The sequence below is a fragment of the Geodermatophilus sp. URMC 63 genome, assembly GCF_053502565.1.
The window spans coordinates 1,549,875-1,576,431 of the sequence record NZ_CP199956.1; the positions used below are offsets into that span (position 1 = coordinate 1,549,875).

Genomic DNA, 26,557 nt, shown 5'->3' on the forward strand with positions numbered 1-26,557 from the left:
GAGGGGGTGGGCAGGGAGGTCCTTCTCCCCTCTCAGGCCATCCCGGCCGGGCGGGAGACGGCCGCGTTGACCGTCGCGACGATGTCGCCGAGCGTGTGGTCGTCCGGGTTCTCGCTGGACATCTCGGCCCCGAAGCGCTCCTGCAGCTCGGTCTGCATGGAGAGGAAGGCCAGCGAGTCCAGGCCGATGTCGGCGAAGTGCGCGTCCGGGTCGGTGGTGTGCGCGGACGCCGGCAGGCCGGTCTTCTCGCTGAGCAGGGCCATCAGGTCGTCGAGAGTGAAGGTCGTGTCTGACACGGGATCTGTCCTTCCGTAGAGGTGGAGCCGTCGGGCTGGGTCTCCTCGACCGGGGTCTGGACGAGGGAGAGGGAGCCGCGCGCGGTCGGCAGACCGGGCGCGGGGGAGTCGGTCAGGTCCGCCGCCCGGGCGAGGACCTCGGGCAGCGCCCGGTCCAGGAACTGGACGTCGTGGCGGTCGGCGACGACGTCGGGGTCGCGCAGCAGCGCCCGGTGCAGGGCGATCGTGGTGTGCACGCCCGGGCCCTCGACCCGCATCTCGGCCAGCGCCCGGTCCATGCGGCGGATGGCCTGGTCGCGGTCCGGCGCCCAGACGACGAGCTTGCCGAGCAGCGAGTCGTAGTCCGGGCTGACCGTGTCGCCCTGGCGGTAGCCGGTGTCGAACCGGGTCCACGGCCCGTCGGGGACCTGCAGGACGTCGAGCCGGCCGGGGGCCGGGGCGAAGCCGCGCGTGGGGTCCTCGGCGTTGATCCGGCACTCGATCGCCGCGCCGCGGGGGACGACGTCCTCCTGCCGGAACGGCAGCCGCCGGCCGGCCGCGACGAGGATCTGCTCGCGGACGAGGTCGATGCCGGTGAGCAGCTCGGTGACCGGGTGCTCGACCTGGATCCGGGCGTTCATCTCCATGAAGTACGCGTTGCCGGAGCCGTCGACGAGGAACTCCATCGTGCCGGCGCCGGTGTAGCCGACCGACAGCGCGCCGTGGACCGCCAGCCGGCCCAGCTCGGTCCGCTGCTCGGGCGTGAGGTGGCCGGCCGGGCCCTCCTCCAGCAGCTTCTGGTGCCGCCGCTGCAGGGAGCAGTCCCGTTCGCCCAGGGAGACGCCGTTGCCGTGGCTGTCGCAGAGGACCTGCACCTCCACGTGCCGCGCGCGGGGCAGGTACCGCTCGACGTAGACGGTCGGGTCGCGGAACACCGCGCGGGCGGTGGCCCGGGTGGCGGTGAACGCGTACTCGAAGTCCGGCTCGGCCGACACCACGGTCATCCCCCGACCGCCGCCGCCGGCCGCGGCCTTGATGATCACCGGGTAGCCGATCCGGGCGGCGATCTCCCGGCCCTCGTCGGCCGTGCGGACCGGCTCGACGACGCCGGGCAGCAGCGGCAGGCCGGCGTCGGCCATGAGCCGGCGCGCCGTGGCCTTGTTGCCCATCTGCTGCATGACCGCCGGCGGCGGCCCGACGAAGGTCAGCCCCTCGGCGGCGCAGATCTCGGCGAAGTCCGGGTCCTCGGAGAGGAAGCCGTAGCCCGGGTGGATCGCGTCGGCGCCGGAGCGCAGGGCCGCCTCCACGATGTTGGGCACGTGCAGGTAGCTGCGCCGGGGCGCGGGCGGCCCGATGTGCACGGTCTCGTCGGCGAGGGCGACCACGGCCGAGTTGCGGTCGGAGGTCGAGTGGACGGCGACCACCTCGATGCCGAGCTCCCGGCAGGCCCGCGCGATGCGGACGGCGATCTCGCCGCGGTTGGCGATGAGCAGGCGGTCGATCACCGGCCCCACCCCGCCGGTCGCAGGCGCAGCAGGACCTGGTCGTACTCGACGGACTCGGCGTCGCCGACGAGCACCTCGGCCACCACGCCGGCCTCGTCGACGACGATCGGGTTCATCAGCTTCATCGCCTCGACGATCCCGACGGTCTGGCCCGGCTCGACCTCGTCGCCCACGCGGACGAAGGGGTCGGCTCCCGGCGAGGGGGCGGCGTAGTACGTGCCGACCAAGGGGGACCGGACGGCGGTGGTGCCCGCCGTGTCCTCCTCGGCCACCCCGTCGTCCGGGCCCGGGTCGGCACCGCCGACGGCGACGGTGCGCACCGGCGCGGCGCCCGCCGGGGAGGCGGTGCCGGCCGCGGCGGACTCGGCGGCCCACTCGACCTCGATCGCCCGGTCGCCGTCGCGCACGGTGAGCCGGCGCAGCTCGCCGGGGAGCGCGCGGGCCAGGGCCACGACCTCGTCGCGCAGGTCGGTCTCGGGTGCCGCGCCCGGGGCGCCGCTGCGGGGGGTGAGCTCGCTGGCGGTCACGGTCAGCTCCCCACCGGCTGCAGCGCCCGGCCGTCGTCCCCGCCGATGCGCGACAGCCGCCGGAAGCGGGTGTCGCGCAGCGTGGCCACGTCCAGGCGGCAGACGTCGTCGAGCTCGCGGACGAGGGCCTGCCGCAGCAGGCGGGCCGCGGCGGCGGGGTCGGTGTGGGCGCCGCCCGGCGGCTCGGGGACCACGGCGGTGGCGATCCCCGAGGCCTGCAGGTGGGCCGCGCCCAGCCGCATCGCGCGGGCGGCGGTCGGTGCGGCCACCGCCGTCCGCCACAGGATGGCGGCACACCCCTCCGGGCTGATGACCGACAGGTACGCGTTCTCCAGCACCAGCAGCCGGTCGGAGGTGCACAGCGCGAGCGCGCCGCCGCTGCCGCCCTCCCCGGTGACCACGGCCACGACCGGGACCCGCAGCCGGCTGCTGCGCATGATCGTCTCGGCGATGGCGTGCGACTGGCCGCGCTCCTCGGCCTCCGGGCCGGGGTGGGCGCCGGGGGTGTCGACGAGGGTGACGACCGGCAGGCCGAAGGACTCGGCGTGGTCGAACAGCCGCATCGCCTTGCGGTAGCCCTCGGGGTGCGGCATCCCGAAGTCGCGGGCCACCCGCTCGCGGACGGTGTGGCCCTTCTCGTGGCCGACGACGACGACCGTGCGGCCCCCGATGGAGGCCACCCCGCCGACGACGGCGCGGTCGTCGGCGAACGCGCGGTCACCGTGCAGCTCGACGAAGTCGTCGAACGCGGTGTGCAGGTAGTCCAGCGTCGTCGGCCGCTCGGCGACCCGCGCCCGCTGCACGACGTCCCAGGGGTCGGCCCCCTGGTCGACGTCCTGCTCGACGTCCTCGGCCGCCCGGTCCTCGCTGCCGTCGTGGGTCCCGTCCTCGGCCCCGTCGTCCGGGGTCCTACCGGCCTGCCCGGCGTCGCCCGGGGTGCCGGCCCCGTGCAGGGCGAGCAGCCGGACGAGCAGCGGCCGGATCTCCGCGCGGCTCTCCACGCGGTCGACCAGGCCGTGCGCCAGGAGGAACTCGGCGGTCTGGAAGTCGGGGGGCAGCTCGGCGCGGATCGTCTCCTGCACCACGCGCGGGCCGGCGAAGCCGACGTGCGCGCCGCGCTCGCCGACGAGGACCGACGCGAGCGTGGCGAAGGACGCCGAGACGCCGCCGTAGGTGGGGTCGGTGAGCACGCACACCGACAGCAGCCCCGCCTCGCGGAGCCGGCCGTACGCCTGGCTGACGCGGGCCATCTGGAAGAGGGAGAAGACGCCCTCCTGCATGCGGGCACCGCCGCTGGCGCAGACGCTGACCAGGGGAACGCTGCGCTCGAGGGCCAGCTCCGCCGCACCGCTCACCCGGCGGCCGACCTCCACGCCCATGCTGCCGCCGAGGAAGGCGAAGTCCATGACGGCGACGACGACCTCGGCGCCGCCGATGCGGGCGGTGCCGACGACGACGGCCTCCGACTCGCCGGAGCGGCGGGCGGCCTCCTCCAGCCGGTCGGGGTAGTCGCGCAGGTCGGTGAAGGCCAGCGGGTCGGGCGCACCCGGTGGGAAGGCGGTCTCCTCGAAGCTGTCCGGGTCGACCAGCAGGTCGATGCGGGCGCGGGCGCTCAGCCGCAGGTGGTGGTCGCACTCGGGGCAGACGTTGAGGTCCCGGTCGAGCCGCCGGCGGTAGAGCAGCCACCCGCAGGCGGGGCAGGAGACCCAGCCCACCGGCCCGGACGGGGCGGGGACGGCCGGAGCCGGGGTCGCTGACGAACGTGTCATGGCGTGCCTCTCGGCCACCCGGGCGGACGCACCGCCCGGAGGACCATCACTCGGTGGACGAGGTCCAGTGGTAGAAGCGGCGGGCCATCGCGTCCTGCGGTGAGCGCCAGTTCGGGTCGTAGGCCTCGATGTAGGGCTTGAGGTCCTCGCTCACGGCGCGGAAGGCCGGCAGCGACTGGGCGATCCGCATCGCCTCCGGCGGCGGCCGGTCGAAGTCGATGAGGTGCACGTAGATGTCGTGGAACGTGTAGAGGGACCGGTTGCGGACGCCGATCTCGTGGGGCATCGAGGTCGCGTCGTAGCGGCCGAAGACGGCGGCGACGTCGTCGGCGTCGGCCGGCGCCATCTTCGCGATGATCATCGTCTGGTGCACGGGGTCTCCAGCATCGTCACGGCCCGGGTGGGGCGGAGGGGGTGCGATCGACGCTAGGTCGGCGCGAGCCCCCCGGACACCGGCCATCCGTCGCCTTCCGGGCAGGTCCGGAGGGGGACGGGGGCGCACGACCACCCCCGTCGCGGGGACCGCGACGCCCTCCTCGGGGCCCGGGCGGCACCTCCCCGGGGAGCGAGGTCCCGGACCTCGGGGATGCCCACCCCCCGCTCGGGTAGTGGGTCGGCCCCCTACCCGGGTATGAACTCGCCGGGAGTTGGGCCGCCGCCTCGCCGCCAACGGTGGCGATCGGTGGTCCCACCCCCTAACTTCGCCCATCTGACCTGGCGACTCGCGCCTCGGAGGACGGAGCGGAGCACACGGACATGGACGGCGGACCGGACCACGACCCCGACCGTGTCGTCGTGACCGGTACCGGGTCGCCGGTCCGGGTGCTGGTCTGCGACGACCACGAGGTGCTGCGGCACGGCCTGCGCACCGTCCTGCGCCAGGCGCCCGACCTGGCCGTCGTGGCCGAGGCCGCCGACGTCGACGAGGCGCGGTCGCTGGCCGCCAGCAGCCGCCCGGACGTCGTGCTGCTGGGGCTGGACGCCCAGGGGCCCGGCGTGCAGGACCTCGTGCGGACGCTGAGCAGCCGGGGCACCCGCGTCGTCCTGCTCGGCGAGGCCTGCGTCGGCAGCGACGCCGTCGACGCGCTCCGGGCCGGTGCACGGGGTTACGTGCACGCGGCCGTCAGCTCGCAGCGCCTCATCGAGTACGTGCGCGCGGTGGCCCGCGGCGAGACCGTCCTCGACCCCAGCGTCACCGGGGAGCTGCTGACCCGGCTCGACGGCGAACGGGACGGCGACGGCCACCGCGCCGGGCAGAACCCGCTGACCGCGCGGCAGCAGGCCGTGGCCGAGCTCGTGGCCGAGGGGCTCAGCAACGCCGAGATCGCCGCCCGCCTGCAGCTGAGCCGGGCCACCGTCAAGGGCCACATCACGGTGGCGCTGCGCCGCCTCAACCTCCGCGACCGGACACAGCTGGCGATCCACGTCCACCGGGCCACCCAGCCCGGGGCCGGTGTGCTGCCGGTCGAGGGCTGAGCCGCCCGTGCGCTCGGTCGGGCGTGAGGTCCGACCCTGAGCTGCGCCTGCGCTCAGCCCGCGCGCGGAAAGGGGTTCCGATACGGGCCCGCCGGGAGAACGCTGGGTGTCGGGGGTGGCAGCACGCGACAACATGACCGGGCGCAACTCGCTGGTGCACCACTACAGTCGGTTGGGTCCGGAGTAGACGGACGGGTGTCGGAACGTCGACTCGCCACGCGCACGCACGGAGAGCCGGCAGCAGGGGGCGACATGGGGAACGAGGTGTTCGGCACGGGGCCCGGGCTCAGGCCACCGCACCAGCGGGGGCCCGGGGAGACGGGGGGCCGCACACACCCGAGTGGCACGATGCGGCCGCCGCCGCCCCGGGGGTCTGCCCGACCGGCCCCGCGCGCGCTGCACGCGGCGCGGCCGCCGACGACGCTGGTGTGCGTCCTGCTCTGCGAGGACCAGGAGGTCTTCCGCATCGGCATGCGCGAGGTCCTGGAGGCCGAACCCGACATGGCCGTCGTCGCGGAGACCAGCCACCTGCCCGAGGCGCTCGAGGCGGCCGACGGCGCGCGGTCGAAGGTGGTCGTCGTCGTCCGGCAGGGCCTGGTCGCCGGCGCCGCCCTGCCGCTGCTGCGCGACCTGTGCCGGCAGGACACCGCGGTGCTCGTCCTCGCCGAGCCGGGGACGGAGTCCGAGCCGGAGCTCGTGGAGATCCTGCAGGCCGGCGTGCGCGGCTACCTGCCCCGCCGGTCGGACGCGCAGCGGCTGGTCGACGGCGTGCGGGCGCTGGCCCGGCACGAGGCCGCGCTCGACCCCACGGCGACGAACCGGCTCGTGCAGTACCTGACCACGCCGCGGGAGCGGCCGGCGCCCGCGGGACGGGTGCTGGACCGGCTCACCGAGCGGCAGCGCGAGGTCGCCGAGCTGGTGGCGCAGGGGATGAGCAACGAGGAGATCGCCCGCCGGCTGTTCCTGAGCCTGGCAACGGTGAAGAGCCACCTCACGGCGTCGATGCGCCGCCTCGACGTCCGCACCCGCACGCAGCTGGCCATCCTGGTCAACCGGGACCGCTCACCGGCCGCCTGACCCGGCCGGTTCGCGACGACGGCGCCCCGGGTCGGCACCCGGTGCACCGGTGCCGCGGGCTCAGGACAGCGTCGCCGTCCCGGTGACCGACGCGGCCGCCCCGCGCGCGGCGGCGGTCAGCTCGAGGCGGTCGCCGTCGGCCCGGCCGGTCGCGCGCACCGGGGTGCCGGCGTACGCGGGGCGGGTCAGCCGGTGGGTGAAGGAGGCGACGGCCCGGTCGGGGAGGTGCCGGCGCGGGACCTCGAGCAGCAGCAGGGCGAGCAGCGGTCCGTGCACCACCAGGCCGGGGTGGCCCTCGACGCCGGTGACGTAGGGCCGGTCGTAGTGGATGCGGTGCGCGTTGTAGGTCAGTGCGCTGAAGCGGAAGAGCAGCGCCTCGTCGGGGAGCACCTCGACGGCGGGCAGGGCGGCGTCCTCCGGGACCGGGGACCCGGCACCGGCCGGAGCCGGGGACGAGCCCGCCTGCTGGGACCGGTAGACGACGTCCTGCTCCTCGGTGAGCAGCAGCCGCCCGGCCTCCCGGTACTCGCTGCGCACGGTCACAAGCAGCATCTCGCCGCTGCGGCCGTTCTTCGGCGCGCACCGGGTCAGCGAGGAGGTGCGGGTGACGCTGGCACCGACCCGCAGCGGCGCGGCGACCTCCATCCGCCCACCGGCGATCATGCGGCGGCGGTGCGGGATCGGCGGGAGGAAGTGGCCCTCGCGCGGGTGCCCGTCCTCGCCGAGCGCGGCGGTGGCCGGGCGGTCGAGGAAGCTGAACCAGTGCCAGCCGGGGGGCAGCGGGTCGCCGTCGTCGCGGACGGGGGAGGGCTGGTCGAGGACGGCGGCGAAGGCCGTCGCGGGGCCCGGGTCGACCAGGGCGGAGTCGGTCACCGGTCCGGGGGCCCAGCCCTCGACGGCGGACGGCAACGTCACGGTGTCCTCCTCGACGGGTGGCATGGGCGACTGTTCGTCCACCGGAGTGTGCCCGTGGCCCCTGCGTCGCTGCTGTCGAGCCCGCGGCACCGGGCCGGACCCGGTGGGCCCTCAGCCGGCCGCCGTCCCTCGTCGTCGACGCGGCCCGCGCCGTCGCCGGGCAGTGAGGCCGGTCGCACCGCGGAATGGCGCGGGCCGCTGCGGTGTCGGAACTCCCCGTGGACCTCTTCTCACCCGTGACCCTGGGCGACATCGAGCTGGCGAACCGCGTCGCGATGGCGCCGCTGACCCGCATGCGGTCCGGGGCGTCCGGTGTCCCCGGTGACCTCGTCGTCGACTACTACGCGCAGCGGGCCTCGCTCGGCCTGATCGTCACCGAGGGCACCTACCCGGACATCGAGGGCCAGGCCTTCGTCGGCCAGCCCGGCATCGTCACCGACGAGCAGGTCGAGGGCTGGCGCCGCGTCGCCGACGCCGTCCACGCCCGCGGCGGCAAGGTCGTCGTGCAGGTCATGCACGGCGGCCGGGTGACCCACCCCGACGTCAACGGCGGCCACCGCGTCGTCGCCCCCAGCGCCATCGCCATCGACGGCGCCGGCCACACCGAGAAGGGCAAGCAGCCCTACCCGGTGCCGCACGCGCTGACCGCCGACGAGGTGCGCGCGACCGTGCAGGACTTCGTCCGCGCCTCCGAGCGCGCCGTCGAGGCCGGCCTGGACGGCGTGGAGATCCACGGCGCGAACGGCTACCTGCTGCACGAGTTCCTGTCGCCGGCGTCCAACGTCCGCGACGACGAGTACGGCGGCTCGCCGGAGAACCGCGCCCGCTTCGCCGTCGAGGTCGTCACGGCGGTGGCCGAGGCCATCGGCGCCGGCCGCGTCGGGCTGCGGATCTCACCGGAGCACGACATCCAGGACGCCTACGAGACCGACCGCGCCGACGTGCTGGCCACGTACGGCGCGCTCGTCGACCAGCTGCGCCCGCTGGGGCTGGCCTACCTCTCGGTGCTGCACCGCGAGCCGGCCGGTGACCTGGTGCAGGAGCTGCGGCGGCGCTTCGACGGCCCGCTGATGATCAACAGCGGCTTCGGCTCGGTGACCACCCGCGAGGAGGCCGTGGCGCTCGTCGACTCCGCGCACGCCGACGTCGTGGCCGTCGGCCGGGCGGTCATCGCCAACCCCGACCTCGTCGAGCGCTGGGCCGGGCAGCACCCGGAGAACGAGCCGAAGGCGCACCTGTTCTACGCGCCGGGCGCCGAGGGCTACACCGACTACCCGACGCTGCGCGCCAGCTGAACGGAGGACCCCTCCCCACCCCTCGCACGTTCGGGGCGGTGCCCTGGAGGGGGCCGCTCCCGCGTCCCGCAGGGCCCGGCGGCGTGTCGCCGCCGGGCCCTGCGGCGTCCTCAGGCGGGCAGGCGCGTGACCCCGGGTGCCTGCACCGCGCCCTCGTCGACCAGCGTGTCGGCGGGTGCCGGCCGGCCGAAGAACCACCCCTGGCCGCCGTCCACGCCGAGGGTCTGCAGGACGGCGTGCTCGGCCGCCGTCTCCACGCCCTCGGCGACGACGGAGACGTCGACGCCGTGCGCGAAGTCGACCAGCGACCGGGCGAGCCTGGCGAGGATCGGGTCGGAGTCGACGCCGCTGACGATGCTGCGGTCCATCTTGATGACGTCGGGGGCGGTGACCACGATGTGCCGCAGCGAGGAGAAGCCCGCGCCGACGTCGTCGATGGCCAGCCGCATGCCGCGGGCCCGCAGCGGGGCCAGCGCCGCGCCGAGGGCGGCGTAGTCGCGGACCGGTTCGTGCTCGGAGAGCTCCAGGACCACGCGGTGGAGCGGCAGGCCGGCGAGCAGGTCGACGCACGCCGGCGTCACCACGGTCTGCGGTGAGACGTTCATCGACACGTAGCCGGACACCTCGTCCAGCAGCGCCGCGGCGCGGCGGAGGGCGAGCAGCTCCAGGCGGTGCCCCTGCCCGATGCCGTGGGCCTCGTCGAAGACGACGTCGGGCGTACGGCCCCACTCGGCGGGGAAGCGGCTGAGCGCCTCGGCGCCGACGCGGGCGCCGGAGCAGAGGCTGACGATGGGCTGCAGGACGACGTCCGGGCCGCCGGCGGACACCACCGGCGCGAGGCGGTCGCTGACCGCGGCCCGCCGCTGCTCGAGCCGGACCTGGGGTTCGATCACCAGCGCCGCGGCGTCGGCGAGCACCTCCATGAGGGCCAGGTCCCGCGGGGAGACCTCGGGGTCGGTGGTGAGGCCGAAGGCGCAGAACGTGCCGTAGACGGCGCCGTCGCTGAGGACCACGGGGACGCTGACGTGCCCGCGGACCTGCGGCAGGTCGGCCGGGTGCAGTCGCACGGCCTCGGGGACGGCGCGGGCGTCGGGCATGACCTGGGGTAGGCGCCCCTCGACGACGGCGAGGCAGAAGCCGCTCTCGCGCGGACCCGAGTAGCCGGCGTAGATCTCCGGGAGCACCGAGTCGACGACCTGCACCGTGCGCGTGGTCTCGTCGATCCGGCTGAGGAACGCCGCGCTGAGGTCGAGCTTGCGGCGTGCCGTCCGCAGCAGGCGGGCGACCTGCCGCTCCGCCTCCGAGCCCCCGTGCGCCACGCGCCCTCCCCTTGGACGTCCCTGTCCGTCAGACCGGCATCGTGAGTCGCCGGAAGCGCCACTACAGACGGATGCGTTCCGCACATCTTCCACGAGCGGTGACTCTCCTGTCACTCACCGCTGCGAAGTGGCGGTCCCTCGCACGACGGACGGCGGACGACGCGGATGGCCGGGGTCGCTCACCGGTCCGGCTGCAGGCCCGCGGCGAGGCCGCCGAGCAGGGCGGTGAGCCGGTCGGCGTCGGTGGACGCCGCGGCCAGCGTCCGCTCGGCCAGCTCGCACCAGGCCGCCTCGAGGGCGGGCATCAGGGACCGTGCCCGGTCGGAGAGCTCGACGATGGTGACCCGGCCGTCGGTGGGGGACGGCCGGCGGACGACGAGTCCGGCGGCCTCCAGCCGGCGGACGCTGCCGGTGATGGTGGGGGGCTCGCAGCCGCTGGCCACCGCGAGCTGGACCTGGGTGCGCGGCCCGTGCGCGTGCAGCTCGAGGAGCAGCACCTCCTGACCCGGGTGCAGGCCCAGCGGTGCCAGCAGCTGCGCCGCGACGGCCCGGTGGCGCATCGCGAGCGCGCGGACCGCGTCGTTGACCCGCTGGGCGCAGGCGAGGTCCATGCGCTCTCCTCTTGTGGCCGAGAAGGTTAGGCGCCTAACCTCCGTGGATCTCGTTAGGAGCCTAACGAACTAGATGTGGAGGAGCGTGCCATGACCCCCTCGACTCCCTCTCCGACGACCACGCGACAGCACCTGACCGTGGGTGCAGCGGTCCTGACCGTTCTAGGCGGTGCGGCCGCGGCTGCGCTCGTGTGGACGGTGGCGGTGCTGCTCCTCGGCGCCGACGTCCGCGTCACCACGGGACGGCACGAGCAGGCGGTGGGAGCGGCCGCGGTCGTGCTGGCCGCCGCCGTGGCCGGCCTCCTGGGCACGGCCCTGCTCGGCGTCCTCCTGCGGTCGGCCCGCCGCGCGGTGCCCGTCTGGCGTGCCGTGGCCCTCGCGGTCCTGGTGCTGTCCCTCGCGGGGCCGCTGTCCTCGGGGCGGGGCACGACGTCGGTCGCCGTCCTGGTGGCGCTGCACCTCTCCGTCGCCGCGGTGCTGGTCCCGCTGCTGCCGCGGGCGGTCCGGTGATGCCGGCGCCGGTCCGGGCGACCGCGCGCTTCAGCGACGCGGAGCTGGCGTACCTGCTGGGCGAGCGACGGCTCGGGCGGCTGGCCACGGCCGACGCGTCGGGGCAGCCGCACGTCGTGCCGGTCGGGTGGAGCTACGACGCCGAGCGGGGCACCATCGACGTCACCGGCCGCGACTTCGCCTCGACGCGCAAGTACCGCAACGCGCGGGCCAACCCGCGGGCGGCGTTCGTGGTCGACGACGTCCTGCCGCCGTGGCGCCCCCGCTGCGTGACCGTGCAGGGGGAGGTGGAGGTCGTCGAGCCGGCGGCCGGCGAGGCCCTCATCCGCATCCACCCGCACACGATCGTGTCCTGGGGTCTCGACGCCTGAGCGTCCCGCAGCTGATCACCTCGGGTCCGGCGGGGCCTCGTGTCGTGCGAGGCCCCGCTCGGCCCGAGGTGATCACCCAGTACGCGGCAGAGGGGGGAGCGGGTCAGGCCGGGCTGCCGTGGGCGGCGATGGACACCGGCTCCCACTCCCGCCAGGTGGCCAGGCGGGACTCGTAGTCGCGGGTGGCGATGGCGAGTGGGCCGTCGCCGAAGAAGACGCGCAGCGGCGGCTCCTCGGCGTCGACGACCCGGAGGACCGCCTCGCGGGTGGCCACGGGGTCGCCCGGGTTGCCCGCGCGGGCCTCCCGCTGCTCGGCGGCCTGCTCGCGGAAGGTGTCGTAGGCCGGGTCGGGGGCGGCGTGCTTCGCCGAGGCGCCGCCCCAGTCGGTGGAGTACGCGCCCGGCTCGATGATCGTCACCTTGACGCCGAAGTCGGCGACCTCGGCGGCGAGGGACTGGCTGAGGGCCTCCAGCGCCCACTTCGAGGCGTTGTAGACGCCGATGTTCGGGAACGCGCTGATCCCGCCGATGCTGCTCACCTGCAGGACGTGGCCGGAGCCCTGCGCGCGCAGGTACGGCAGCGCGGCCTGGGTGACGAACAGCGCGCCGAACACGTTGGTGTCGAACTGCGCCCGCGCCTCGGCCTCGGAGACCTCCTCGACCATGCCGAACTGGCCGTAGCCGGCGTTATTGACGACGACGTCGAGGCCGCCGAAGTGCTCGTGCGCCCGGGCGACGGCGGCGAACACGGCGTCCCGGTCGGTCACGTCGAGCCGGATCGGCAGGATCGCGTCACCGAACCGCGCGACCAGGTCGTCGAGGGTCTGCGGGTCCCGGGCGGTGGCGGCCACGGTGTCGCCGCGCTCCAGGGCGGCGATCGTCCACTCGCGGCCGAAGCCGCGCGACGCGCCGGTGATGAACCAGGTCCTGGCCATGCGTCTCTCCTCGAAAGGGTCGGGCGGGCGCGCGGACGTCGTCGTCGGCAGCGCGCATCTGGGGTGGCCGACCACGAGACGGCGCGGGCCACCGACGCGACCAAGCGCGGCGCCCGGGGATCTGTTCCGCGACCGTGCCGGTGCCGTGTCGTGGTCTCATCCTCTGGAGCGCACGACACCGGGGTCGTGCCGGACGAGGAGGTTCCGTGGCCGAGGTGCACGGCAGCTGCGACGACCGGTTCTCCGGGGTGCGCGAGGCGCTGGAGCGGCAGCTGGACGGGGACGAGCTGGGTGCGTCGGTCGCGGTCGACCTCGACGGGGAGACCGTCGTCGACCTGTGGGGCGGGTACCGCGACCTCGACCGGACCACTCCGTGGACCGAGGACACGATCGTCAACGGCTGGTCGACGACGAAGACCGTCCTGGCGCTCGCCGCGCTGCTCCTGGTGGAGCGCGGCGAGCTCGACGTGTACGCGCCGGTCGCCGACTACTGGCCGGAGTTCGCGGCGAGGGGGAAGAAGGACGTCGAGGTGCGGCACCTGCTGTCGCACACGTCGGGCGTCTCGGGTTGGGAGCGGCCGTTCTCGATCCGGGACATGTACGACTGGCCGTCGGCGACCGAGCGGCTGGCCGCGCAGGCGCCGTGGTGGGAGCCGGGGACGGCGTCGGGCTACCACGCGAACAACCAGGGACACCTGGTCGGCGAGGTGGTCCGGCGGATCACCAACACGACGTTCCGGCAGTTCGTGGCGACCGAGATCGCCCGGCCGCTGGGTGCGGACTACCAGATCGGGGCGCGCGAGGCGGACTGGCACCGGATCGCGCCCGTCGTCCCGCCGCCGCGGTCCGACGACGACCCGCAGCCGCCGGACCCGGAGTCGGTGGTGGTGAAGACCTTCACCGGGCCGGTCTCCTCGGCGGAGGCCGCGAACTCCCCGGAGTGGCGCCGGGCCGACCTGGGGGCGCTCAACGGGCACACGAACGCGCGCGGGCTGCTGCAGGTCGTGCGGGTGCTGTCGCTCGGCGGCACGGCCGGCGGCGTCCGGCTGCTGTCACCGGAGACGATCGACCTCGTCTTCGACCAGCAGTCCGACGGCGTGGACTTGGTGCTCGGGGTGCCGCTGCGGTTCGGGATCGGCTACTGCCTCGGCTCCCCGGTCGTCCCGTACGTGCCCGGGGGGCGGACCTTCTTCTGGGGCGGCTGGGGCGGGTCGCTGATCGTCATGGACCTCGACCGCCGGCTGACGATCTCCTACCTGATGAACCGGATGGCGCCGGGCGTCCTGGGCTCCGACCGCAGCGAGGCCTACGTCCGGGCGGTGTACGCGGCACTGGGCTGAGGGTCCGGGGTCCGGGGTCCGGGGGAGGTGCGGCATGGACCTCGACGACGTCGTGCCGGTGGCCGACCACGTCACCCGACAGTCGCGGGTGATCGACGCGCCGCCGTCCGTGGTGTGGGAGGAGCTGCACCGGCTGCGGATCTCGTCGCTGCCGGTCACGCTGCTGCTCAGCGCCGCGCGGGCCCTGCCGGTGCTGCTGGCGGGCAGGGGGCGCCGCCGGGGCGGCCTGGACCGGGCCTTCCTCGACGTGGTGCCCATCCCCGAGCTGGCGTCCGACCCGCCGTCGCACGTCGTCTTCGGAGGCGTGCTGCAGGCCTGGCGGCTGACCGGCGGCCGGCGCCCGCCCGTGCTCGACGCGGCCGGCGTCCGGGAGTGGTCCGAGCCCGGCTGGGTCAAGGTCGGCATGGAGTTCCGCCTGAGGCCGGCCCTCGGCGGCACGCGGCTGAGCTGCGAGACCCGGGTCGTCGCCACCGATGCGGCGACGCGGCGGCGCTTCGGCCTCTACTGGCTCGCCGTCCGGCCGGGCAGCTCCGCCATCCGGTGGGAGCTGCTCACCGCCGTCGCGATGCGGGCGGAGGCGCGCGCCGGCAGCTGAGGTCGCCCTCGCCGGCCGGGCGGGCAGGGACGGGCCCTCCTAGGCTCGGCGGATGGACTCCGCCGACCTGCTGGCCCTGCGCTCCGACGAGCGCGCTGCCCTCGTGCTGATCGGTCTGCGCGGCGACTGGTAGCCGTACTGCTGCGCCCAGGCGGTCCGCCTGGCCCGATCGCTGTCCCGCCTCGCCGACGCCGGCGCGGAGGTGGTACTCGCCTCCACCGACCCGCCGGAGGTGCAGCTGGGGATGAACCGCACGTGGCACCTGCCCTACCGGTGGGTCAGCGACCCCGACGGCTCGCGCCTGGCCAAGCCGCTCGACGCCTGGGACGGGGACGCGTCGATCTTCCGCCCCGTCGTCGTCGTGGTGGCCCCGGACGGCAGGGAGGTGTTCCACGAGCTGTCCCGGGACTTCACCGACCGCTCGGACGACGAGCCGATCCTCGCCTCCGTCGAGGCGCTCGGGCTCGACCCGGTGCCGCTGCCCGCAACGTGGGATCCCCCGGACACCGAACCGCGGCCGTCGAAGCGGGCGTTCCAGCCGTCGTCGTTCATCCCCTACTTCCGCGCCATCAAGTTCAACACCGGCGCGCTGGCCGAGCGGATGGTCGACGAGCGCGACCGCGACCAGCTGCTCACCGAGCAGCACATGGCCGAGACGTTCCTCGCGGCGTTCGACGAGTGGCGCGCCGAGCACCCACCAGACCGGCAGTAGGGGCCCGGGGCTCGACCCAGTGTGTACCTTGTGTGTATGCCCCGGGTGAACATCTACCTCCCCGAGGATCTGGCTGCGGCGGTCCGGACAGCGGGGATCAACCTGTCGTCGCTGACGCAGGACGCGATCAGGCAGCACCTGGCCGGGCGGACGACGGACGCCTGGTTGGCGACGCTCGACCCTGCGCCATTGCTGGTGTCGCATGACGACGCGCTCGCCGCCCTGGACGCAACGCGGGAAGAGCCGGCCACCCGACATGGCTGAGGTGGTCCTCGACGCATCGGCGTTCGTGGACCTGCTCCTGGGCAACCCCCTGGGTGTCGCTGTCCGCTCACGGCTCGCCGGTCAGTCACTCCACGCGCCCGGACACGTCGACGCGGAAGTGCTGTCCGCACTCGGGCGGCTGAACCGCGCCGGGGACCTGGACGACGACACGGTGACGCGGCTGCTCGGTCGCGTGGTGGAGGCCCCGATCCATCGCCATCCCGTGCAGACTCTCGTCACCGGCGCCTGGGCTCGACGCCACCAGCTGCGTCTGGTGGACGCGCTGTACGTGGAGCTGGCAGCTGTCCGGACGGCGGTGCTCGTGACGACCGATCGTCGGCTGAGGGCCGTGCCGATGGTCGACGTCGTCGTGGCGTAGAGAGAGCCGGGGCATGGTCTGGACCGAGCGCGACATCCCCGACCTGACCGGCCGGACGGCGGTGGTGACCGGCGCCAACGGTGGGCTGGGCCTGCAGACGGCGCTCGCGCTGGCCGGTGCAGGAGCGCACGTCGTCCTCGCCGCCCGCGACCCGGCGAGGACGGCCGCTGCGGAGCGGCGGATCCGGGCGAGCTCCCCCGCGGCGTCGCTGGAGACGGTGCCGCTGGACCTCGGCGACCTCTCCTCGGTCGCGGCCGCCGCGACCTGTGTGCTGGACCGGCACGAGCGCGTGGACCTGCTGGTGGACAACGCCGGGGTGATGGCGGTGCCGCGGCGGACCACCACCGACGGGTTCGAGGAGCAGTTCGGCGTCAACCACCTGGGGCACTGGGCGCTGACCGCGCGACTGGTGCCGGCGCTGCTGCGGTCGCCGGCCGCGCGGGTGGTGACGGTGACGAGCACGGCCCGGCACCGGGCCCGGCGGCTGGACCCGGCCGACGTCCACCTCGAACGGGGCTACGGGGCGTGGAGCGCGTACGCGCGGTCGAAGATGGCCAACCTGCACTTCGGGCTGGGGCTGCAGCAGCGGTTCGCGGCGGCCGGCGTCGCGGCGAGCAGCCTGCTCGCGCACCCGGGGCTGACGAGCACCGACCTGCAGGCGCGGGCCGTGCGCGAGGGCGGCGCCGGCCGGCTGGGTCCGGTGTTCGAGCTGCTGACGGCGCGGTCGGGGATGTCGCCGTTCGAGGGCGTCCGGCCGCAGCTGCGTGCGGCGACCGACCCCCGTGCCCGGGGCGGGGAGCTCTACGCGCCGCGGTACGGCTCGCACGGCCCGGCCGTGCGGCGCCCGGTCCTGCGCCGGCGCGGACTGCAGGAGCGGATCGACGTCCTGTGGCAGGTCAGCGAGCGCGAGACCGGCATCCCGCTGGAGGTCGGGCCGGTCGCGTGAACGCGGCTCAGTCCTCCAGCAGGCCGGCCTCGTGGGCGAGGATGGCGGCCTGCGTGCGGTTGGCCAGGCCCAGCTTGGCGAGCAGCCGCGAGACGTAGGTCTTCACCGTCGCCTCGCTCACGTACAGCCGCTTGGCCAGCTCGGCGTTGGACCCGCCGCTGCCCAGCAGCTGCAGCACCTCGCGCTCGCGGTCGGACAGCTCCCGGATCCGGCGCAGCGCCTGGGCCCGGCGCGGCGCCGCCCGCCGGTCGACGTAGGACTCGATGAGCGCGGCGGTGACCTTCGGCGACAGCGTCGCGGTGCCATCGGCCACCGCGCGGACGGCGGCGGCGATCTCCCGCGGGGGGGTGTCCTTGAGCAGGAAGCCGGCGGCCCCGGCGGCCAGCGCCGCGTACACGTACTCGTCGGCGTGGAAGGTCGTGAGGACGGCGACCTGCGGCGGGTCGGGCAGCGCGAGGATCTCGCGCGTCGCCGCCAGCCCGTCCTTGCGCGGCATCCGGACGTCCATGAGGACGACGTCGGGCCGCAGCTCCTGCACCGCGCGCACCGCGGCGAACCCGTCACCGGCCTCCCCGACGACGGTGACGTCGCCGGCCGCCTCCAGCACGGTCCGCAGCCCGAACCGCACCAGCTCCTCGTCGTCCACGAGGAGGACCGAGATCGTCATACCGGGATCACCGCCTCGACCAGGAAGCCGCCGTCCAGCCGGCGCTCGGTGCGGAGCCGGCCGTCCAGCGTGCGCACGCGCTCGCTGAGCCCCACGAGGCCGAAGCCGCCGCCGGAGCCGGGGCGGGCGGGCTCGAGCGGCGTCCCGTTGACCACGCGGACGACGAGCCGGGCGGGCTCGCGGACGACAGCCACGTGCACCGGGGCGCCGGGCGCGTGCTTGCCGGCGTTGGTCAGCGCCTCCTGCACGATGCGGTAGGCCGCCCGGGAGACGGCGGGCTCGACCGGGGCGGCGTCGGCCGGCGGGAGGCCCAGCGCGACGGTCATCCCGGCGGCGCGGCACTCCTCGACCAGCCGCTCGAGGTCGTCGAGGCCGGGCTGCGGGGTGAGCGGGGCGTCGTCGTCCTCCCCGGCGCGGAGCACCCCGACCGCCTGCCGCAGCTCGTCGAGGGCCTGCCGCCCGGCCAGCTGCACGTGGCAGGCGAGCTGCTCGACGCGCTCCCGGTCGGTGGCGGCCATCTCGATGGCGCCGGCCTGCAGCACCATGAGGCTCACCCGGTGGCCGACGGCGTCGTGCATCTCGCGGGCGATGCGGGCGCGCTCGGCGGCGATGGCCTCGCGGGCGAGCAGCTCCCGCTCGGCCTCGGCCCGCTCGGCGCGCTCGGTGAGCGCCGTCATCAGGTCGGCGCGGGCCCGCACCCAGGCGCCGATGGCACCGGGCAGCAGGACGACGAACGCGATGCCCGCCAGACCGCCGACGACCTCGCCGATCGAGGGTCCGGTCCAGAACTGGCTGACCGCGACCGCCCCGGCGACGCCTGCGACGGCCCGGGCGGCCCACCCGCCGGTGTAGCGGCCCACCGCATAGGCACCCAGCGGGATGGCGCCGCCCACCGCCGGTGCCACGGCCCCCATGGCGGCCGCCAGCAGGAAGGGGACGAGCGGCGCCCGGCGGCGGAGGAACAGCAGGAGCAGGCTGACGACCACCGACCCGGTCGCCGCGATGGACGATGACACCGGATCGGGGCCGGGGGTCCAGTTGACCGCGCTGACGCTCAGCCCGCCGAGGACGGCGAGGAGCGCCTCGAACCAGACGCTGCGCGCCGAGAGGCCCGGCCACAGACGCGCGCGGAGCCCCATGCGCAGCAGCGTAGGGCGGTGATCGCGTCGCGCGGGTCGGCCGCGGGATGACCGCCGACGTCTCCTTTCGGATGACGAGCCGTAGCCGTCCGACCAGCGGGTTCGAGGCTCACGGCTGACGCGGACGAGGGGCCCGCCGCGGTTCTCTGTGCATCACCACCACGGCGGACCACACGGAGGAGCCCCCGATGATCACGGTCAGCGGACTGACCAAGGAGTACGGCGGCCGGCGGGTCGTCGACGAGGTGTCGTTCGAGCTGGAGCCCGGCACGGTGACCGGCTTCCTCGGCCCCAACGGCGCCGGCAAGAGCACGACGATGCGGATGATCACCGGCCTGGTGCCCGCGTCGTCGGGCACCGCGACGGTCGCCGGCGTCCCCTACACGGCGCTGCCCAACCCGGGAGCGGTCATGGGCACGCTGCTCGACGCGGCGGCGGTGCACCCCGGTCGCACCGGCCGGACGCACCTGCGGCTGCTGGCCGCGACGATCGGCGTCCCGGCCACCCGCGTCGACGAGGTGCTGGAGATGGTCGACCTGACGGCGGCCGGAGGGCGCCGGATCGGCGGCTACTCCCTCGGCATGCGGCAGCGGCTCGGCATCGCGGCGGCCCTGCTCGCCGACCCGCCGGTGCTGATGTTCGACGAGCCGGCCAACGGCCTGGACCCGGAGGGCATCCGCTGGATGCGCGACCTCCTCCGCGGCCACGCGGCCCGCGGCGGCACGGTGCTGCTGTCCAGCCACCTGCTCGGCGAGGTCGAGCACACCGTCGACCGGCTGCTGGTCATCGGCTCGGGCCGGATCGTCGCCGACGGCCCGATCGGCGAGCTCCTGACCGGCGACGGGACCGCGGTGCGGGCGGCCGACGCGCCGTCCTTCGAGGCGGAGCTCGCGGCGGCCGGGCTCGAGGTGCAGCACCGCGACGACGGCGTCCTCGTCGTCCCCGGCGCCGGCCCCGAGCGGATCGGCGCGCTCGCCGCGGCCGGCGGCCACGCCCTGATCGACCTGCGGCCCTCCCAGCAGGGCCTGGAGGAGCTGTTCTTCCAGCTCACCGACGCGTCATGACCACCACCCTCCCTTCTCCCCGAGAGGCAATCGACATGAGCACCACCCTCGCCCCCGCCGTCGTCCCGGTCGCCGGGTCGACCGCCCGGCGGACCGCTCCGTCCTTCCCGGCCCTGACCGGCCTGGAGATCCGCAAGTCCCTGTCCACCCGCTCCGGCCGGTCGGTGGCCGCGCTGGCCGTGCTCGTCGGCCCGCTCGGCGTCCTGTTGGCCACCATGACCAGCGGCGGCGGGGTCGCCGCCGCGATGGCCCTCGGCATCATGGGGATGCTGATCGCCTTGGTCCTGCTCGCCCTCGGTGTGCTCTCGACCGCGGGGGAGTGGACGCACAGGAGCGTGCAGACGACCTACCTGCTCGTCCCCCAGCGGGGACGGGTGCTGGCCGCCAAGGCCACGGCGATGGCCGTGCTCGGGCTGGTGCTGGCGTCCCTCGGCGTCGGCGGGGCGGTCGGCGCGCTGGCGCTGTTCACGTCCGGGGTCATGTGGTTCGCGGCCGGCCAGGCCGTGGTCGCGGTGATCGCCTCCGGGGCGGCGTTCACCGTCATCGGCGCCGGGATCGGTGCGGCGGTGGGCAACTCGGCGGCCGCGATGACCGGGACCTACCTGACGGTGCTGGGCATCCTGCCGGTGCTGAACTCGGTCAAGCCGGAGATCGCGTCGAAGCTGGACCCGGCGAGCGCGATCGTGACGCTGGCCCAGCACGGCGCGGCGACGACGCCGATCGCGGTCATCACCGGCTGGGTGGTCGTCTCGACGATCGCCGGGGTGCTCATCACCCGCCGCCGCTCGGTGGCCTGACCCGATCCGCACCTCCACCACACGCCGAGGGCCCTCTCGATCCGGTCGGGAGGGCCCTCGGCGTGTGCCCGTCAGCCCGTGCGGCGGCCGAGGAGCCAGCCGACGACGACGCCGAGCAGGGTGAGGCCGGCGCCGCCGACCGCGCCCACGGCGAGGGTCCGCAGGTCCGCGGACGGCGCCGTGGGCGCCATCCGGGGTGCCTCGGGCGGCGCTGCGGGCGCTCCCGCGGGAACGGCGTCCGTCGAGCTCACCGCGGTCGACGACGGGCGGGGCGCGGCGGCACCGCTCAGCTCGGCGTCGACGGCGGTGAAGAACTGGCCGGCCATGCGCTTGGCGACGCCGGTGATCATCCGCTGGCCCACGCCGGCCACCGGCCCGCCCACCACGGCGTCGGCGGAGTAGGTGAGCGTCGTCGTCCCCTCGTCGGACGGCGACAGCTCGATCGCCACCTTCGCCCGCACGTTGCCCGGCGCCCCCGCGCCCGAGGCGTGCATGACGTAGGACGACGGCGGCCGCTGGTCGGTCAGCCGCACCTCGCCGGCGTAGGTGCCCTTCACCGCCCCGACGCCCACGGCGACGTCCATCCGGTACGCGTCCTCGCCGGTGCGCTGCAGCGACAGGCAGCCCGGGATCGTCCGCGCCAGCACCTCCGGGTCGGTGAGCAGCGCCCACACCCGGTCCGGGGACGCGTGCAGCACCGCCGAGCCGTCCAGGTTCACGCGAGCGCTCCTCCCCGGCGCGCCGAGGCCGCCGTCCGTTCCGTGGCCGGATCCCGCACCAGGTCGTAGAGCTCCGACGGCGAGATGGGCATCGCCGTCACCCGCCGGCCCACCGCGTCCTCGATCGCCGAGGCCAGCGCCGCCGACCCCGGGATCACGCCCGCCTCGCCGGCGCCCTTGATGCCCAGCGGGTTGAGCGGCGAGGGCGTCTGCTGGTGGTCGATGACCACGTCGGGCACCTCGGAGGCGTAGGGCACGAGGAAGTCCATGAACGAGGCGTTCTGCAGCTGCCCGTCGGCGTCGTAGGCCATCCGCTCGTACAGCGCCCCGCCCACGCCCTGCGCGACGCCGCCGTGCACCTGCCCCTCGACGATCATCGGGTTCACCACGTTGCCGCAGTCGTGCACCACCGCGTACTGCACGACGTCGATCTCCCACGTCTGCGGGTCGATCTCCACCACCGCCGCGTGCGCGCCCGAGGCGAACGTCGAGCGCAGCGGTGAGTAGTAGTCGCGGTGTTCCAGGCCCGGCGCGTCGCCCGGCGCCACGGGCGGCTTCGTGTCGTCGTGGGTGGCGAACTGCGTCGCCTGCTTGGCCGCCTCGTCGAAGGCGTAGCGCAGCGGGTTGGACAGGACGGCGACCGTGCGCAGCGGGATCGACGCCCCCGGCGTCCCCTTGACCTGCACCAGGCCCTCGTCGATCTCGAGGTCGCCCGGGTCGACCTCCAGGACGTCGGCGGCGATCCGCAGCGCCTTCTCCCGGACGCCGCGCGCCGCCAGCGCGATCGCGTTGCCGCTCATCACCGCCGCCCGCGAGGCGAAGGTGCCGACCGCGTACGGGAAGCGGCGGGTGTCTCCGGTGGTCACCTCGACGTCCTCGATCGGCACCCCGAGCTCGGAGGCGACGATCTGCGCGAACGACGTCTCGTGTCCCTGGCCCTGCGAGGTCAGCCCGGTCGACACCAGCACCTTGCCGCTGCCGAGCACCTGCACGTGCCCGCCCTCGTAGGGCCCGGGCCCGGTGCCCTCCACGTACAGCGCCATCCCGGCGCCGAGCAGCTTCCCCCGCGATGCCGCCTCGGCCCGCCGCTCCTCGACGGACCCCCAGCCCACCAGGTCGGTCAGCTTGTCGAGCAGCCCCGGGTAGTCGCCGGAGTCGTAGACCACGGGCCGGCCGTCCTGGAACGTCAGGTGGTGGTCGTAGGGGAACTGGTCGGGCGTGATCAGGTTGCGACGGCGGACCTCGGCGCGGTCGAGGCCGAGCTCGTCGGCGATCCGGTCCATCGTCCGCTCCATGGCGAAGCAGGCCTGTGGCCGCCCGGCGCCGCGGTACGGCGTGACGATGACGGTGTTCGTGTAGACGCTCTCGACCACCACCCGGTACACCGGGACCACGTACGGCCCGACCAGCTGCGTCGCGGTGATGATCGGCACGATGATCCCGTAGGGCGTGTAGGCGCCGTTGTCGTGCCAGACGTGCACGTCGAGCGCGGTGAGCCGGCCGTCGTCGTCGAACCCGACGGTGACCTCCTGCCGCTGCCCGCGCTCGTGCGCGCTGGAGACGAAGTGCTCGCGGCGGTCCTCGGCCCACTTCACCTCGCGGCCCAGCGCGATGGCGGCCATCGGCACCAGCAGCTCCTCCGGCCACGGGTGCACGATCTTGACGCCGAAGCCGCCGCCCACGTCGGGCGCGACCACCTCGACCCGGTCGAGCGAGAGCTCCAGCTTCGCCGCGATCGCCGCGCGCACCGACGTCGAGGCCTGGGTGCTCGAGTACACGCGCAGGCTGCCGTCGTCGGCGTCCCAGCGGGCGTGCACGCCCTTGCCCTCCAGCGGCGTGCACGCGCTGCGCTCGATGGTCTGGGTGAACGTGAGCGTGTGCGGCGAGGCGGCGAGCGCCGGCTCGACGTCGCCGGTCTCCTGGTGGTGCCGTGCGGCGACGTTGTCGGGGACGTCCGGGTGGACGGCGTGCTCGGCGGCGCGGGCGGTGTCGATGCCGACGACGACCGGCAGCTCCTCGTAGCGGACGACGATCCGCTCGGCGGCGTCCTCGGCGACGTACCGGTCGGTGGCCACCACCATCACGACCGGCTCGCCGACGTGGTGGACCACGTCCTTCGCCAGCGGGTAGCCGGTGCGCGGCGCGTGCAGCTGCGGGTGGGGGATGAGCACCGGCAGCGGCTCGGCCATCGGGCCGGTGAGGTCCTCGTAGGTGTAGATGGCGACCAGGCCCTCGACGTCCAGGGCGCCGTCGACGTCGACGTCGACCACCCGGGCGTGTGCGTGCGGGCTGCGCACGAAGGCCGCGGCCAGCGCGCCGGCGCCGATGTCGTCGAGGTAGCGCCCGCGGCCGGTGATCAACCGCGCGTCCTCCCGTCGGCGGACCGGCTCCCCGAACAGCTTGGTGGTCACCGGGCGTCCTCCCGCATCGTGGCGGCGGCGGAGCGGACGGCCTTCTTGATGTTCGCGTAGCCCGTGCACCGGCAGAGGTTGCCGCCGACGAGGTCCTCGACCTCCTCCTCGGTGATCTCCTGCGCCGGGTCCCGCGCCTCGAGCCCGGCCGCGATGGTCACCAGGAACCCCGGCGTGCAGAAGCCGCACTGCAGCGCGTGGCACTCGCGGAAGGCCTCCTGCACCGGGTGCAGCACCTGCCCGCCCCGGTGGTCGTCGCGGGCCAGCCCCTCCACCGTGGTCACCGCGGCGCCGTCGGCCTGCACGGCCAGCACCAGGCAGGAGCGCACCGGCTCGCCGTCCAGCTGCACCGTGCACGAGCCGCAGACGCCGTGCGCGCAGCCCACGTGCGTGCCGGTCAGCCCCAGGTCGTCGCGCAGCAGGTCCGACAGCACGCGCCGCACCGGCACCCGCGCTTCACGGGGAACACCGTTCACGGTCAGGGAGACGGTGCGCTCCGTGTCGACGCTCGTCATGGGACCCTCCCCGCCGCCTCGGCCGCGGCCTCGGCGAGCGTGCGCTCGGTCAGCACGCCGACCAGCAGGCGCCGGTAGTCGGCGGTGGCGTGCAGGTCGGGATCGGGGTCGACGAGCGTGCGGGCCAGCGCGCCGGCCGAGGCCCAGTCGGCGCTGTCGACCGGCTTGCCGGCCACCGCGTCGGTGAGGTCGTGCACCTCGGGCACCGGCCCCACCGACAGGTAGGCGGCGCGGACGGCGGCCACCCGGCGGTCCCCGTCGAGGGTGACGACGACGGCCGCGCCGCAGACGGCGTAGTCGCCCCGGCGCCGCGCGATCTCGGCGAACGCCGTCCCCGACCGCTCCGGCAGAGCCGGGAAGAACGCGTCGACGACGAGGGCCGGGCCGCTCAGCGAGGTCTCCAGCGGCCCGACGAACAGGTCCCGCCAGCCGACGGCCGAGCGTCCCGACGGCGTCGCCACGGTCACCGACCCGCCGGTCAGCGCGAGCACCGCCGTCATCTCCCCCGAGGGGTCGGCGTGCGCGATCGAGCCGACCGTCGTCCCGCGGTTGCGGATCGCCGGGTGCGCCACGTTCGCCGTCGCCCGGGCCAGTAGCGGCTGGACGCCGGCGGCGGCGCCGTCGCGCAGCAGCGCGGCGTGCCGCACCAGAGCACCCACCCGCACGCCGTCCCGGGTGGTCTCGACCGCGCCGAGGCCGGGCACCCGGTTGACGTCGACCAGCGTGGTCGGCGTCGCGAGCCGCATGGCCAGCAGCGGCAGCAGCGACTGCCCGCCGGCGAGCACCTTGGCGCCCGTCCCCTCGGTGGCGAGGACGTCGAGCGCCTCGTCGACCGAGCCGGGGTCCGCGTAGCGGAAGGGCGGCGGTTTCACCGCTCGAGCGTCCCCTTGCGGGCGTCGACGCCGGTGGGCCGGTCGTCGACCCCGGGACGGCCCACCCGGTCGACCGACGACGGGTCGGGGCTGACCTCGTGCCCCCCGGTGTGCCCGAGCGCCGGCCCGGTGCCCTCGACGAACCCGTGCTCCTGCAGCAGGGCCGCCTTCATCTCCGCCGGGGCGACCGCCCGGGCGACGTGCCAGCCGACCACGACGACGATCGTGCCGAAGGCGATGCCGCTCAGCGGGAAGGTGTCGGTGATCTGCAGGGTCACGTTGCCGACCGCGATGATGATGCCCGCGGCCAGCGGCACCAGGTTGATGGGGTTGGCGAAGTCGACCCGGTTCTCCTTCCAGATCTTGGCGCCGAGCAGGCCGATCATCCCGTAGAGGACGACGGTGATCCCGCCGAGCACCCCGCCCGGGATGATGTTGATCAGCGCGCCGAACTTGGGGCACAGGCCGAGCAGGATCGCCACGACCGCCGCGACGTAGTAGGCCGCCGTCGAGTAGACCCGGGTGGCGGCCATGACGCCGATGTTCTCGGCGTAGGTGGTGGTGGGGGAGCCGCCCACGGACGAGGCGATGACCGTGCCGAGGCCGTCGGCGAAGATCGCCCGGCCCATCACCGGGTCGAGGTCGCGCTTGGTCATCGCGGACACGGCCTTGACGTGCCCGGCGTTCTCGGCGACGAGCGCGATGACCGCCGGCAGCACCAGCAGGCTGAAGTTCAGCGAGAAGCTCGGCGCGGTGAACTGCGGCAGGCCGATCCAGTCCGCCTGGCCGACCGTGGCGAAGTCGATCCGGTCGCGGGTGACGATCGCGCCGGTGCCGTCGGGCGAGGTGATCTGCCCGGCGGTCACGTCGAGCAGGATCGACAGCAGGTACCCGAAGACCAGGCCGAGCAGGATGGAGATCCGGGCCCAGAAGCCGCGCAGCAGCAGCGAGGCGACGATGACGAAGACCATGGTCGCCAGCGCGACCCACTGGTCCTGCGGCCAGTACACCCCGGCCACCACGGGGGCGAGGTTGAAGCCGATGAGCATGACCACCGCGCCGGTCACCGCCGGCGGCAGCGCGGCGTTGATCGCCCGGGCCCCGGCGACGTGGATGAGGACGCCGACCAGGGCCAGCACGACGCCGGAGACCAGGATCGAGCCGACGACGTCCCCGGAGTCCCCGCCGTTGGCCCGGATGGCCACCACCCCGCCGACGAAGGCGGCGCTGGTGCCCAGGTAGCTGGGCACCTTCCCCTGGACGACGAGCAGGAAGATGATCGTCGCGACGCCGCTCATCATGATCGCGAGGTTCGCGTCCAGCCCCATGATCAGCGGGAAGACGAAGGTCGCCCCGAACATGGCGACGACGTGCTGGGCGCCGATGCCGATGGTCCGGGGCCACGAGAGGCGTTCGTCGGGGGCGACGGCCTCGCCCAGCGGAGGCGTCTTGCCGCCCGCGTAGAGCTTCCAACCGAACGCCATGGGTCCTCCTCGGCGGGGCTAGCCGGTGTACCGGGAGGCCCGCCCCCGGAGGCCGCCAATCTGTCACGG

General features: G+C 74.9%; 28 protein-coding genes and 1 pseudogene. 13 read left to right on the plus strand and 16 right to left on the minus strand.

Annotated elements, in window-relative coordinates; translation table 11 throughout:
- Positions 1-32: 32 nt before the first annotated feature.
- The 5 genes from ACWIZO_RS07545 to ACWIZO_RS07565 are packed head-to-tail and all read right to left on the minus strand — an operon-like array spanning position 33 to position 4,449.
- On the minus strand, positions 33-296 hold the full coding sequence (locus tag ACWIZO_RS07545) for an acyl carrier protein (RefSeq protein WP_446758125.1): 264 nt from the start codon (positions 294-296) through the stop codon (positions 33-35).
- Positions 263-1,780 carry an acetyl-CoA carboxylase biotin carboxylase subunit gene (locus ACWIZO_RS07550; protein ID WP_448641880.1) on the minus strand — a complete coding sequence of 506 codons (1,518 nt, stop codon included), beginning with the start codon at positions 1,778-1,780 and terminating at the stop codon, positions 263-265. Before ACWIZO_RS07550 ends, ACWIZO_RS07545 begins: the two co-directional genes overlap by 34 nt.
- Positions 1,777-2,307, minus strand: a complete 531-nt coding sequence (gene accB / locus ACWIZO_RS07555) for an acetyl-CoA carboxylase biotin carboxyl carrier protein (protein WP_448641881.1) — start codon at positions 2,305-2,307, stop codon at positions 1,777-1,779. Before accB ends, ACWIZO_RS07550 begins: the two co-directional genes overlap by 4 nt.
- A 2-nt stretch (positions 2,308-2,309) precedes the next feature.
- On the minus strand, positions 2,310-4,076 hold the full coding sequence (locus ACWIZO_RS07560; RefSeq protein WP_448641882.1) for an acetyl-CoA carboxylase carboxyltransferase subunit alpha: 1,767 nt from the start codon (positions 4,074-4,076) through the stop codon (positions 2,310-2,312).
- A 46-nt stretch (positions 4,077-4,122) separates the two neighbouring features.
- Positions 4,123-4,449, minus strand: coding sequence for a TcmI family type II polyketide cyclase (locus ACWIZO_RS07565; RefSeq protein ID WP_446758129.1), 327 nt, complete (start codon positions 4,447-4,449; stop codon positions 4,123-4,125).
- A gap of 422 nt (positions 4,450-4,871) precedes the next feature.
- Between ACWIZO_RS07565 and ACWIZO_RS07570 the strand changes: the two genes are divergently transcribed.
- Entirely contained in the window at positions 4,872-5,552 is a 681-nt protein-coding gene (locus ACWIZO_RS07570) for a LuxR C-terminal-related transcriptional regulator (protein WP_448641883.1), read from the plus strand.
- Positions 5,553-5,978: 426 nt separating this feature from the next.
- Positions 5,979-6,629, plus strand: coding sequence for a LuxR C-terminal-related transcriptional regulator (locus ACWIZO_RS07575; RefSeq protein WP_448641884.1), 651 nt, complete (start codon positions 5,979-5,981; stop codon positions 6,627-6,629).
- A gap of 60 nt (positions 6,630-6,689) precedes the next feature.
- Here the strand turns inward: ACWIZO_RS07575 and ACWIZO_RS07580 are convergent, their stop codons facing one another.
- Entirely contained in the window at positions 6,690-7,544 is an 855-nt protein-coding gene (locus tag ACWIZO_RS07580; protein WP_448641885.1) for an FAS1-like dehydratase domain-containing protein, read from the minus strand.
- A 218-nt stretch (positions 7,545-7,762) separates the two neighbouring features.
- Between ACWIZO_RS07580 and ACWIZO_RS07585 the strand changes: the two genes are divergently transcribed.
- Positions 7,763-8,839 carry an alkene reductase gene (locus ACWIZO_RS07585; RefSeq protein WP_448641886.1) on the plus strand — a complete coding sequence of 359 codons (1,077 nt, stop codon included), beginning with the start codon at positions 7,763-7,765 and terminating at the stop codon, positions 8,837-8,839.
- 110 nt (positions 8,840-8,949) lie between these two features.
- On the opposite strand, the gene ACWIZO_RS07590 is transcribed toward ACWIZO_RS07585, so the two are convergent.
- Together ACWIZO_RS07590 and ACWIZO_RS07595 are read right to left on the minus strand one after the other, a co-directional pair.
- Positions 8,950-10,158: a sensor domain-containing phosphodiesterase gene (locus ACWIZO_RS07590; RefSeq protein WP_448641887.1), complete on the minus strand. Its 1,209-nt coding sequence runs from the start codon at positions 10,156-10,158 to the stop codon at positions 8,950-8,952.
- Between the two features lie 179 nt (positions 10,159-10,337).
- Complete coding sequence (locus ACWIZO_RS07595) at positions 10,338-10,769, minus strand: MarR family winged helix-turn-helix transcriptional regulator (protein WP_448641888.1); 432 nt, start codon at positions 10,767-10,769, stop codon at positions 10,338-10,340.
- A 90-nt stretch (positions 10,770-10,859) separates the two neighbouring features.
- Here ACWIZO_RS07595 and ACWIZO_RS07600 point away from each other — a divergent pair, with 90 nt between their 5' ends.
- Both ACWIZO_RS07600 and ACWIZO_RS07605 read left to right on the plus strand, forming a co-directional pair.
- Entirely contained in the window at positions 10,860-11,279 is a 420-nt protein-coding gene (locus ACWIZO_RS07600) for a DUF6069 family protein (protein ID WP_448641889.1), read from the plus strand.
- Positions 11,279-11,650 (plus strand): PPOX class F420-dependent oxidoreductase, encoded by a 372-nt coding sequence (locus tag ACWIZO_RS07605; protein WP_448641890.1) that lies wholly within the window; start codon positions 11,279-11,281, stop codon positions 11,648-11,650. Before ACWIZO_RS07600 ends, ACWIZO_RS07605 begins: the two co-directional genes overlap by 1 nt.
- A 103-nt stretch (positions 11,651-11,753) precedes the next feature.
- On the opposite strand, the gene ACWIZO_RS07610 is transcribed toward ACWIZO_RS07605, so the two are convergent.
- A complete protein-coding gene (locus tag ACWIZO_RS07610; RefSeq protein ID WP_448641891.1) occupies positions 11,754-12,584 on the minus strand; it encodes an SDR family oxidoreductase in 831 nt (276 codons plus the stop codon).
- A gap of 206 nt (positions 12,585-12,790) precedes the next feature.
- Between ACWIZO_RS07610 and ACWIZO_RS07615 the strand changes: the two genes are divergently transcribed.
- From ACWIZO_RS07615 to ACWIZO_RS07640, 6 genes and pseudogenes are all read left to right on the plus strand, one after another.
- Positions 12,791-13,924 (plus strand): serine hydrolase domain-containing protein, encoded by a 1,134-nt coding sequence (locus ACWIZO_RS07615; protein WP_448641892.1) that lies wholly within the window; start codon positions 12,791-12,793, stop codon positions 13,922-13,924.
- A 34-nt stretch (positions 13,925-13,958) separates the two neighbouring features.
- Positions 13,959-14,519 (plus strand): hypothetical protein, encoded by a 561-nt coding sequence (locus ACWIZO_RS07620; RefSeq protein ID WP_448641893.1) that lies wholly within the window; start codon positions 13,959-13,961, stop codon positions 14,517-14,519.
- 145 nt (positions 14,520-14,664) lie between these two features.
- Positions 14,665-15,231, plus strand: a pseudogene (locus ACWIZO_RS07625) (peroxiredoxin family protein); the annotation flags it as partial.
- Between the two features lie 45 nt (positions 15,232-15,276).
- Positions 15,277-15,495, plus strand: a complete 219-nt coding sequence (locus tag ACWIZO_RS07630) for a type II toxin-antitoxin system CcdA family antitoxin (protein ID WP_448641894.1) — start codon at positions 15,277-15,279, stop codon at positions 15,493-15,495.
- The gene (locus ACWIZO_RS07635) at positions 15,488-15,874 is read left to right on the plus strand and encodes a type II toxin-antitoxin system VapC family toxin (RefSeq protein WP_448641895.1); all 387 of its coding nucleotides are present in this window, start codon (positions 15,488-15,490) and stop codon (positions 15,872-15,874) included. The genes ACWIZO_RS07630 and ACWIZO_RS07635 overlap by 8 nt, the downstream gene beginning before the upstream one ends.
- 13 nt (positions 15,875-15,887) lie before the next feature.
- Complete coding sequence (locus ACWIZO_RS07640) at positions 15,888-16,820, plus strand: SDR family NAD(P)-dependent oxidoreductase (protein ID WP_448641896.1); 933 nt, start codon at positions 15,888-15,890, stop codon at positions 16,818-16,820.
- Between the two features lie 7 nt (positions 16,821-16,827).
- Here the strand turns inward: ACWIZO_RS07640 and ACWIZO_RS07645 are convergent, their stop codons facing one another.
- Positions 16,828-17,487, minus strand: a complete 660-nt coding sequence (locus tag ACWIZO_RS07645; RefSeq protein WP_448641897.1) for a response regulator transcription factor — start codon at positions 17,485-17,487, stop codon at positions 16,828-16,830.
- A complete protein-coding gene (locus tag ACWIZO_RS07650) occupies positions 17,484-18,626 on the minus strand; it encodes a sensor histidine kinase (RefSeq protein WP_448641898.1) in 1,143 nt (380 codons plus the stop codon). The genes ACWIZO_RS07645 and ACWIZO_RS07650 overlap by 4 nt, the downstream gene beginning before the upstream one ends.
- Positions 18,627-18,814: 188 nt before the next feature.
- Between ACWIZO_RS07650 and ACWIZO_RS07655 the strand changes: the two genes are divergently transcribed.
- Both ACWIZO_RS07655 and ACWIZO_RS07660 read left to right on the plus strand, forming a co-directional pair.
- A complete protein-coding gene (locus tag ACWIZO_RS07655) occupies positions 18,815-19,690 on the plus strand; it encodes an ABC transporter ATP-binding protein (RefSeq protein WP_448641899.1) in 876 nt (291 codons plus the stop codon).
- A gap of 35 nt (positions 19,691-19,725) precedes the next feature.
- Complete coding sequence (locus ACWIZO_RS07660) at positions 19,726-20,487, plus strand: hypothetical protein (protein WP_448641900.1); 762 nt, start codon at positions 19,726-19,728, stop codon at positions 20,485-20,487.
- A 71-nt stretch (positions 20,488-20,558) separates the two neighbouring features.
- On the opposite strand, the gene ACWIZO_RS07665 is transcribed toward ACWIZO_RS07660, so the two are convergent.
- From ACWIZO_RS07665 to ACWIZO_RS07685, 5 genes are read right to left on the minus strand one after another with little or no spacing between them, the layout of a single operon-like run.
- A complete protein-coding gene (locus ACWIZO_RS07665) occupies positions 20,559-21,206 on the minus strand; it encodes an SRPBCC family protein (protein WP_448641901.1) in 648 nt (215 codons plus the stop codon).
- Complete coding sequence (gene cutA / locus ACWIZO_RS07670; protein WP_448641902.1) at positions 21,203-23,617, minus strand: aerobic carbon-monoxide dehydrogenase large subunit; 2,415 nt, start codon at positions 23,615-23,617, stop codon at positions 21,203-21,205. Before cutA ends, ACWIZO_RS07665 begins: the two co-directional genes overlap by 4 nt.
- On the minus strand, positions 23,614-24,132 hold the full coding sequence (locus tag ACWIZO_RS07675; protein ID WP_448641903.1) for a (2Fe-2S)-binding protein: 519 nt from the start codon (positions 24,130-24,132) through the stop codon (positions 23,614-23,616). Before ACWIZO_RS07675 ends, cutA begins: the two co-directional genes overlap by 4 nt.
- Positions 24,129-25,004, minus strand: coding sequence for an FAD binding domain-containing protein (locus ACWIZO_RS07680; protein ID WP_448641904.1), 876 nt, complete (start codon positions 25,002-25,004; stop codon positions 24,129-24,131). Before ACWIZO_RS07680 ends, ACWIZO_RS07675 begins: the two co-directional genes overlap by 4 nt.
- Positions 25,001-26,488 carry a uracil-xanthine permease family protein gene (locus tag ACWIZO_RS07685; RefSeq protein ID WP_448641905.1) on the minus strand — a complete coding sequence of 496 codons (1,488 nt, stop codon included), beginning with the start codon at positions 26,486-26,488 and terminating at the stop codon, positions 25,001-25,003. The genes ACWIZO_RS07680 and ACWIZO_RS07685 overlap by 4 nt, the downstream gene beginning before the upstream one ends.
- Positions 26,489-26,557: the final 69 nt, after the last annotated feature.

Bases quoted from the DNA above. Each gene is read 5' to 3' on its own strand.
- ACWIZO_RS07600 (WP_448641889.1), top strand. From the start codon at position 10,860: ATGACCCCCTCGACTCCCTCTCCGACGACCACGCGACAGCACCTGACC.
- ACWIZO_RS07675 (WP_448641903.1), bottom strand. From the start codon at position 24,132: ATGACGAGCGTCGACACGGAGCGCACCGTCTCCCTGACCGTGAACGGT.
- ACWIZO_RS07660 (WP_448641900.1), top strand. From the start codon at position 19,726: ATGAGCACCACCCTCGCCCCCGCCGTCGTCCCGGTCGCCGGGTCGACC.
- ACWIZO_RS07610 (WP_448641891.1), bottom strand. From the start codon at position 12,584: ATGGCCAGGACCTGGTTCATCACCGGCGCGTCGCGCGGCTTCGGCCGC.
- ACWIZO_RS07640 (WP_448641896.1), top strand. From the start codon at position 15,888: ATGGTCTGGACCGAGCGCGACATCCCCGACCTGACCGGCCGGACGGCG.
- ACWIZO_RS07595 (WP_448641888.1), bottom strand. From the start codon at position 10,769: ATGGACCTCGCCTGCGCCCAGCGGGTCAACGACGCGGTCCGCGCGCTC.
- ACWIZO_RS07620 (WP_448641893.1), top strand. From the start codon at position 13,959: ATGGACCTCGACGACGTCGTGCCGGTGGCCGACCACGTCACCCGACAG.
- ACWIZO_RS07560 (WP_448641882.1), bottom strand. From the start codon at position 4,076: ATGACACGTTCGTCAGCGACCCCGGCTCCGGCCGTCCCCGCCCCGTCC.
- ACWIZO_RS07685 (WP_448641905.1), bottom strand. From the start codon at position 26,488: ATGGCGTTCGGTTGGAAGCTCTACGCGGGCGGCAAGACGCCTCCGCTG.
- ACWIZO_RS07650 (WP_448641898.1), bottom strand. From the start codon at position 18,626: ATGGGGCTCCGCGCGCGTCTGTGGCCGGGCCTCTCGGCGCGCAGCGTC.
- ACWIZO_RS07645 (WP_448641897.1), bottom strand. From the start codon at position 17,487: ATGACGATCTCGGTCCTCCTCGTGGACGACGAGGAGCTGGTGCGGTTC.
- ACWIZO_RS07655 (WP_448641899.1), top strand. From the start codon at position 18,815: ATGATCACGGTCAGCGGACTGACCAAGGAGTACGGCGGCCGGCGGGTC.
- ACWIZO_RS07635 (WP_448641895.1), top strand. From the start codon at position 15,488: ATGGCTGAGGTGGTCCTCGACGCATCGGCGTTCGTGGACCTGCTCCTG.
- ACWIZO_RS07605 (WP_448641890.1), top strand. From the start codon at position 11,279: ATGCCGGCGCCGGTCCGGGCGACCGCGCGCTTCAGCGACGCGGAGCTG.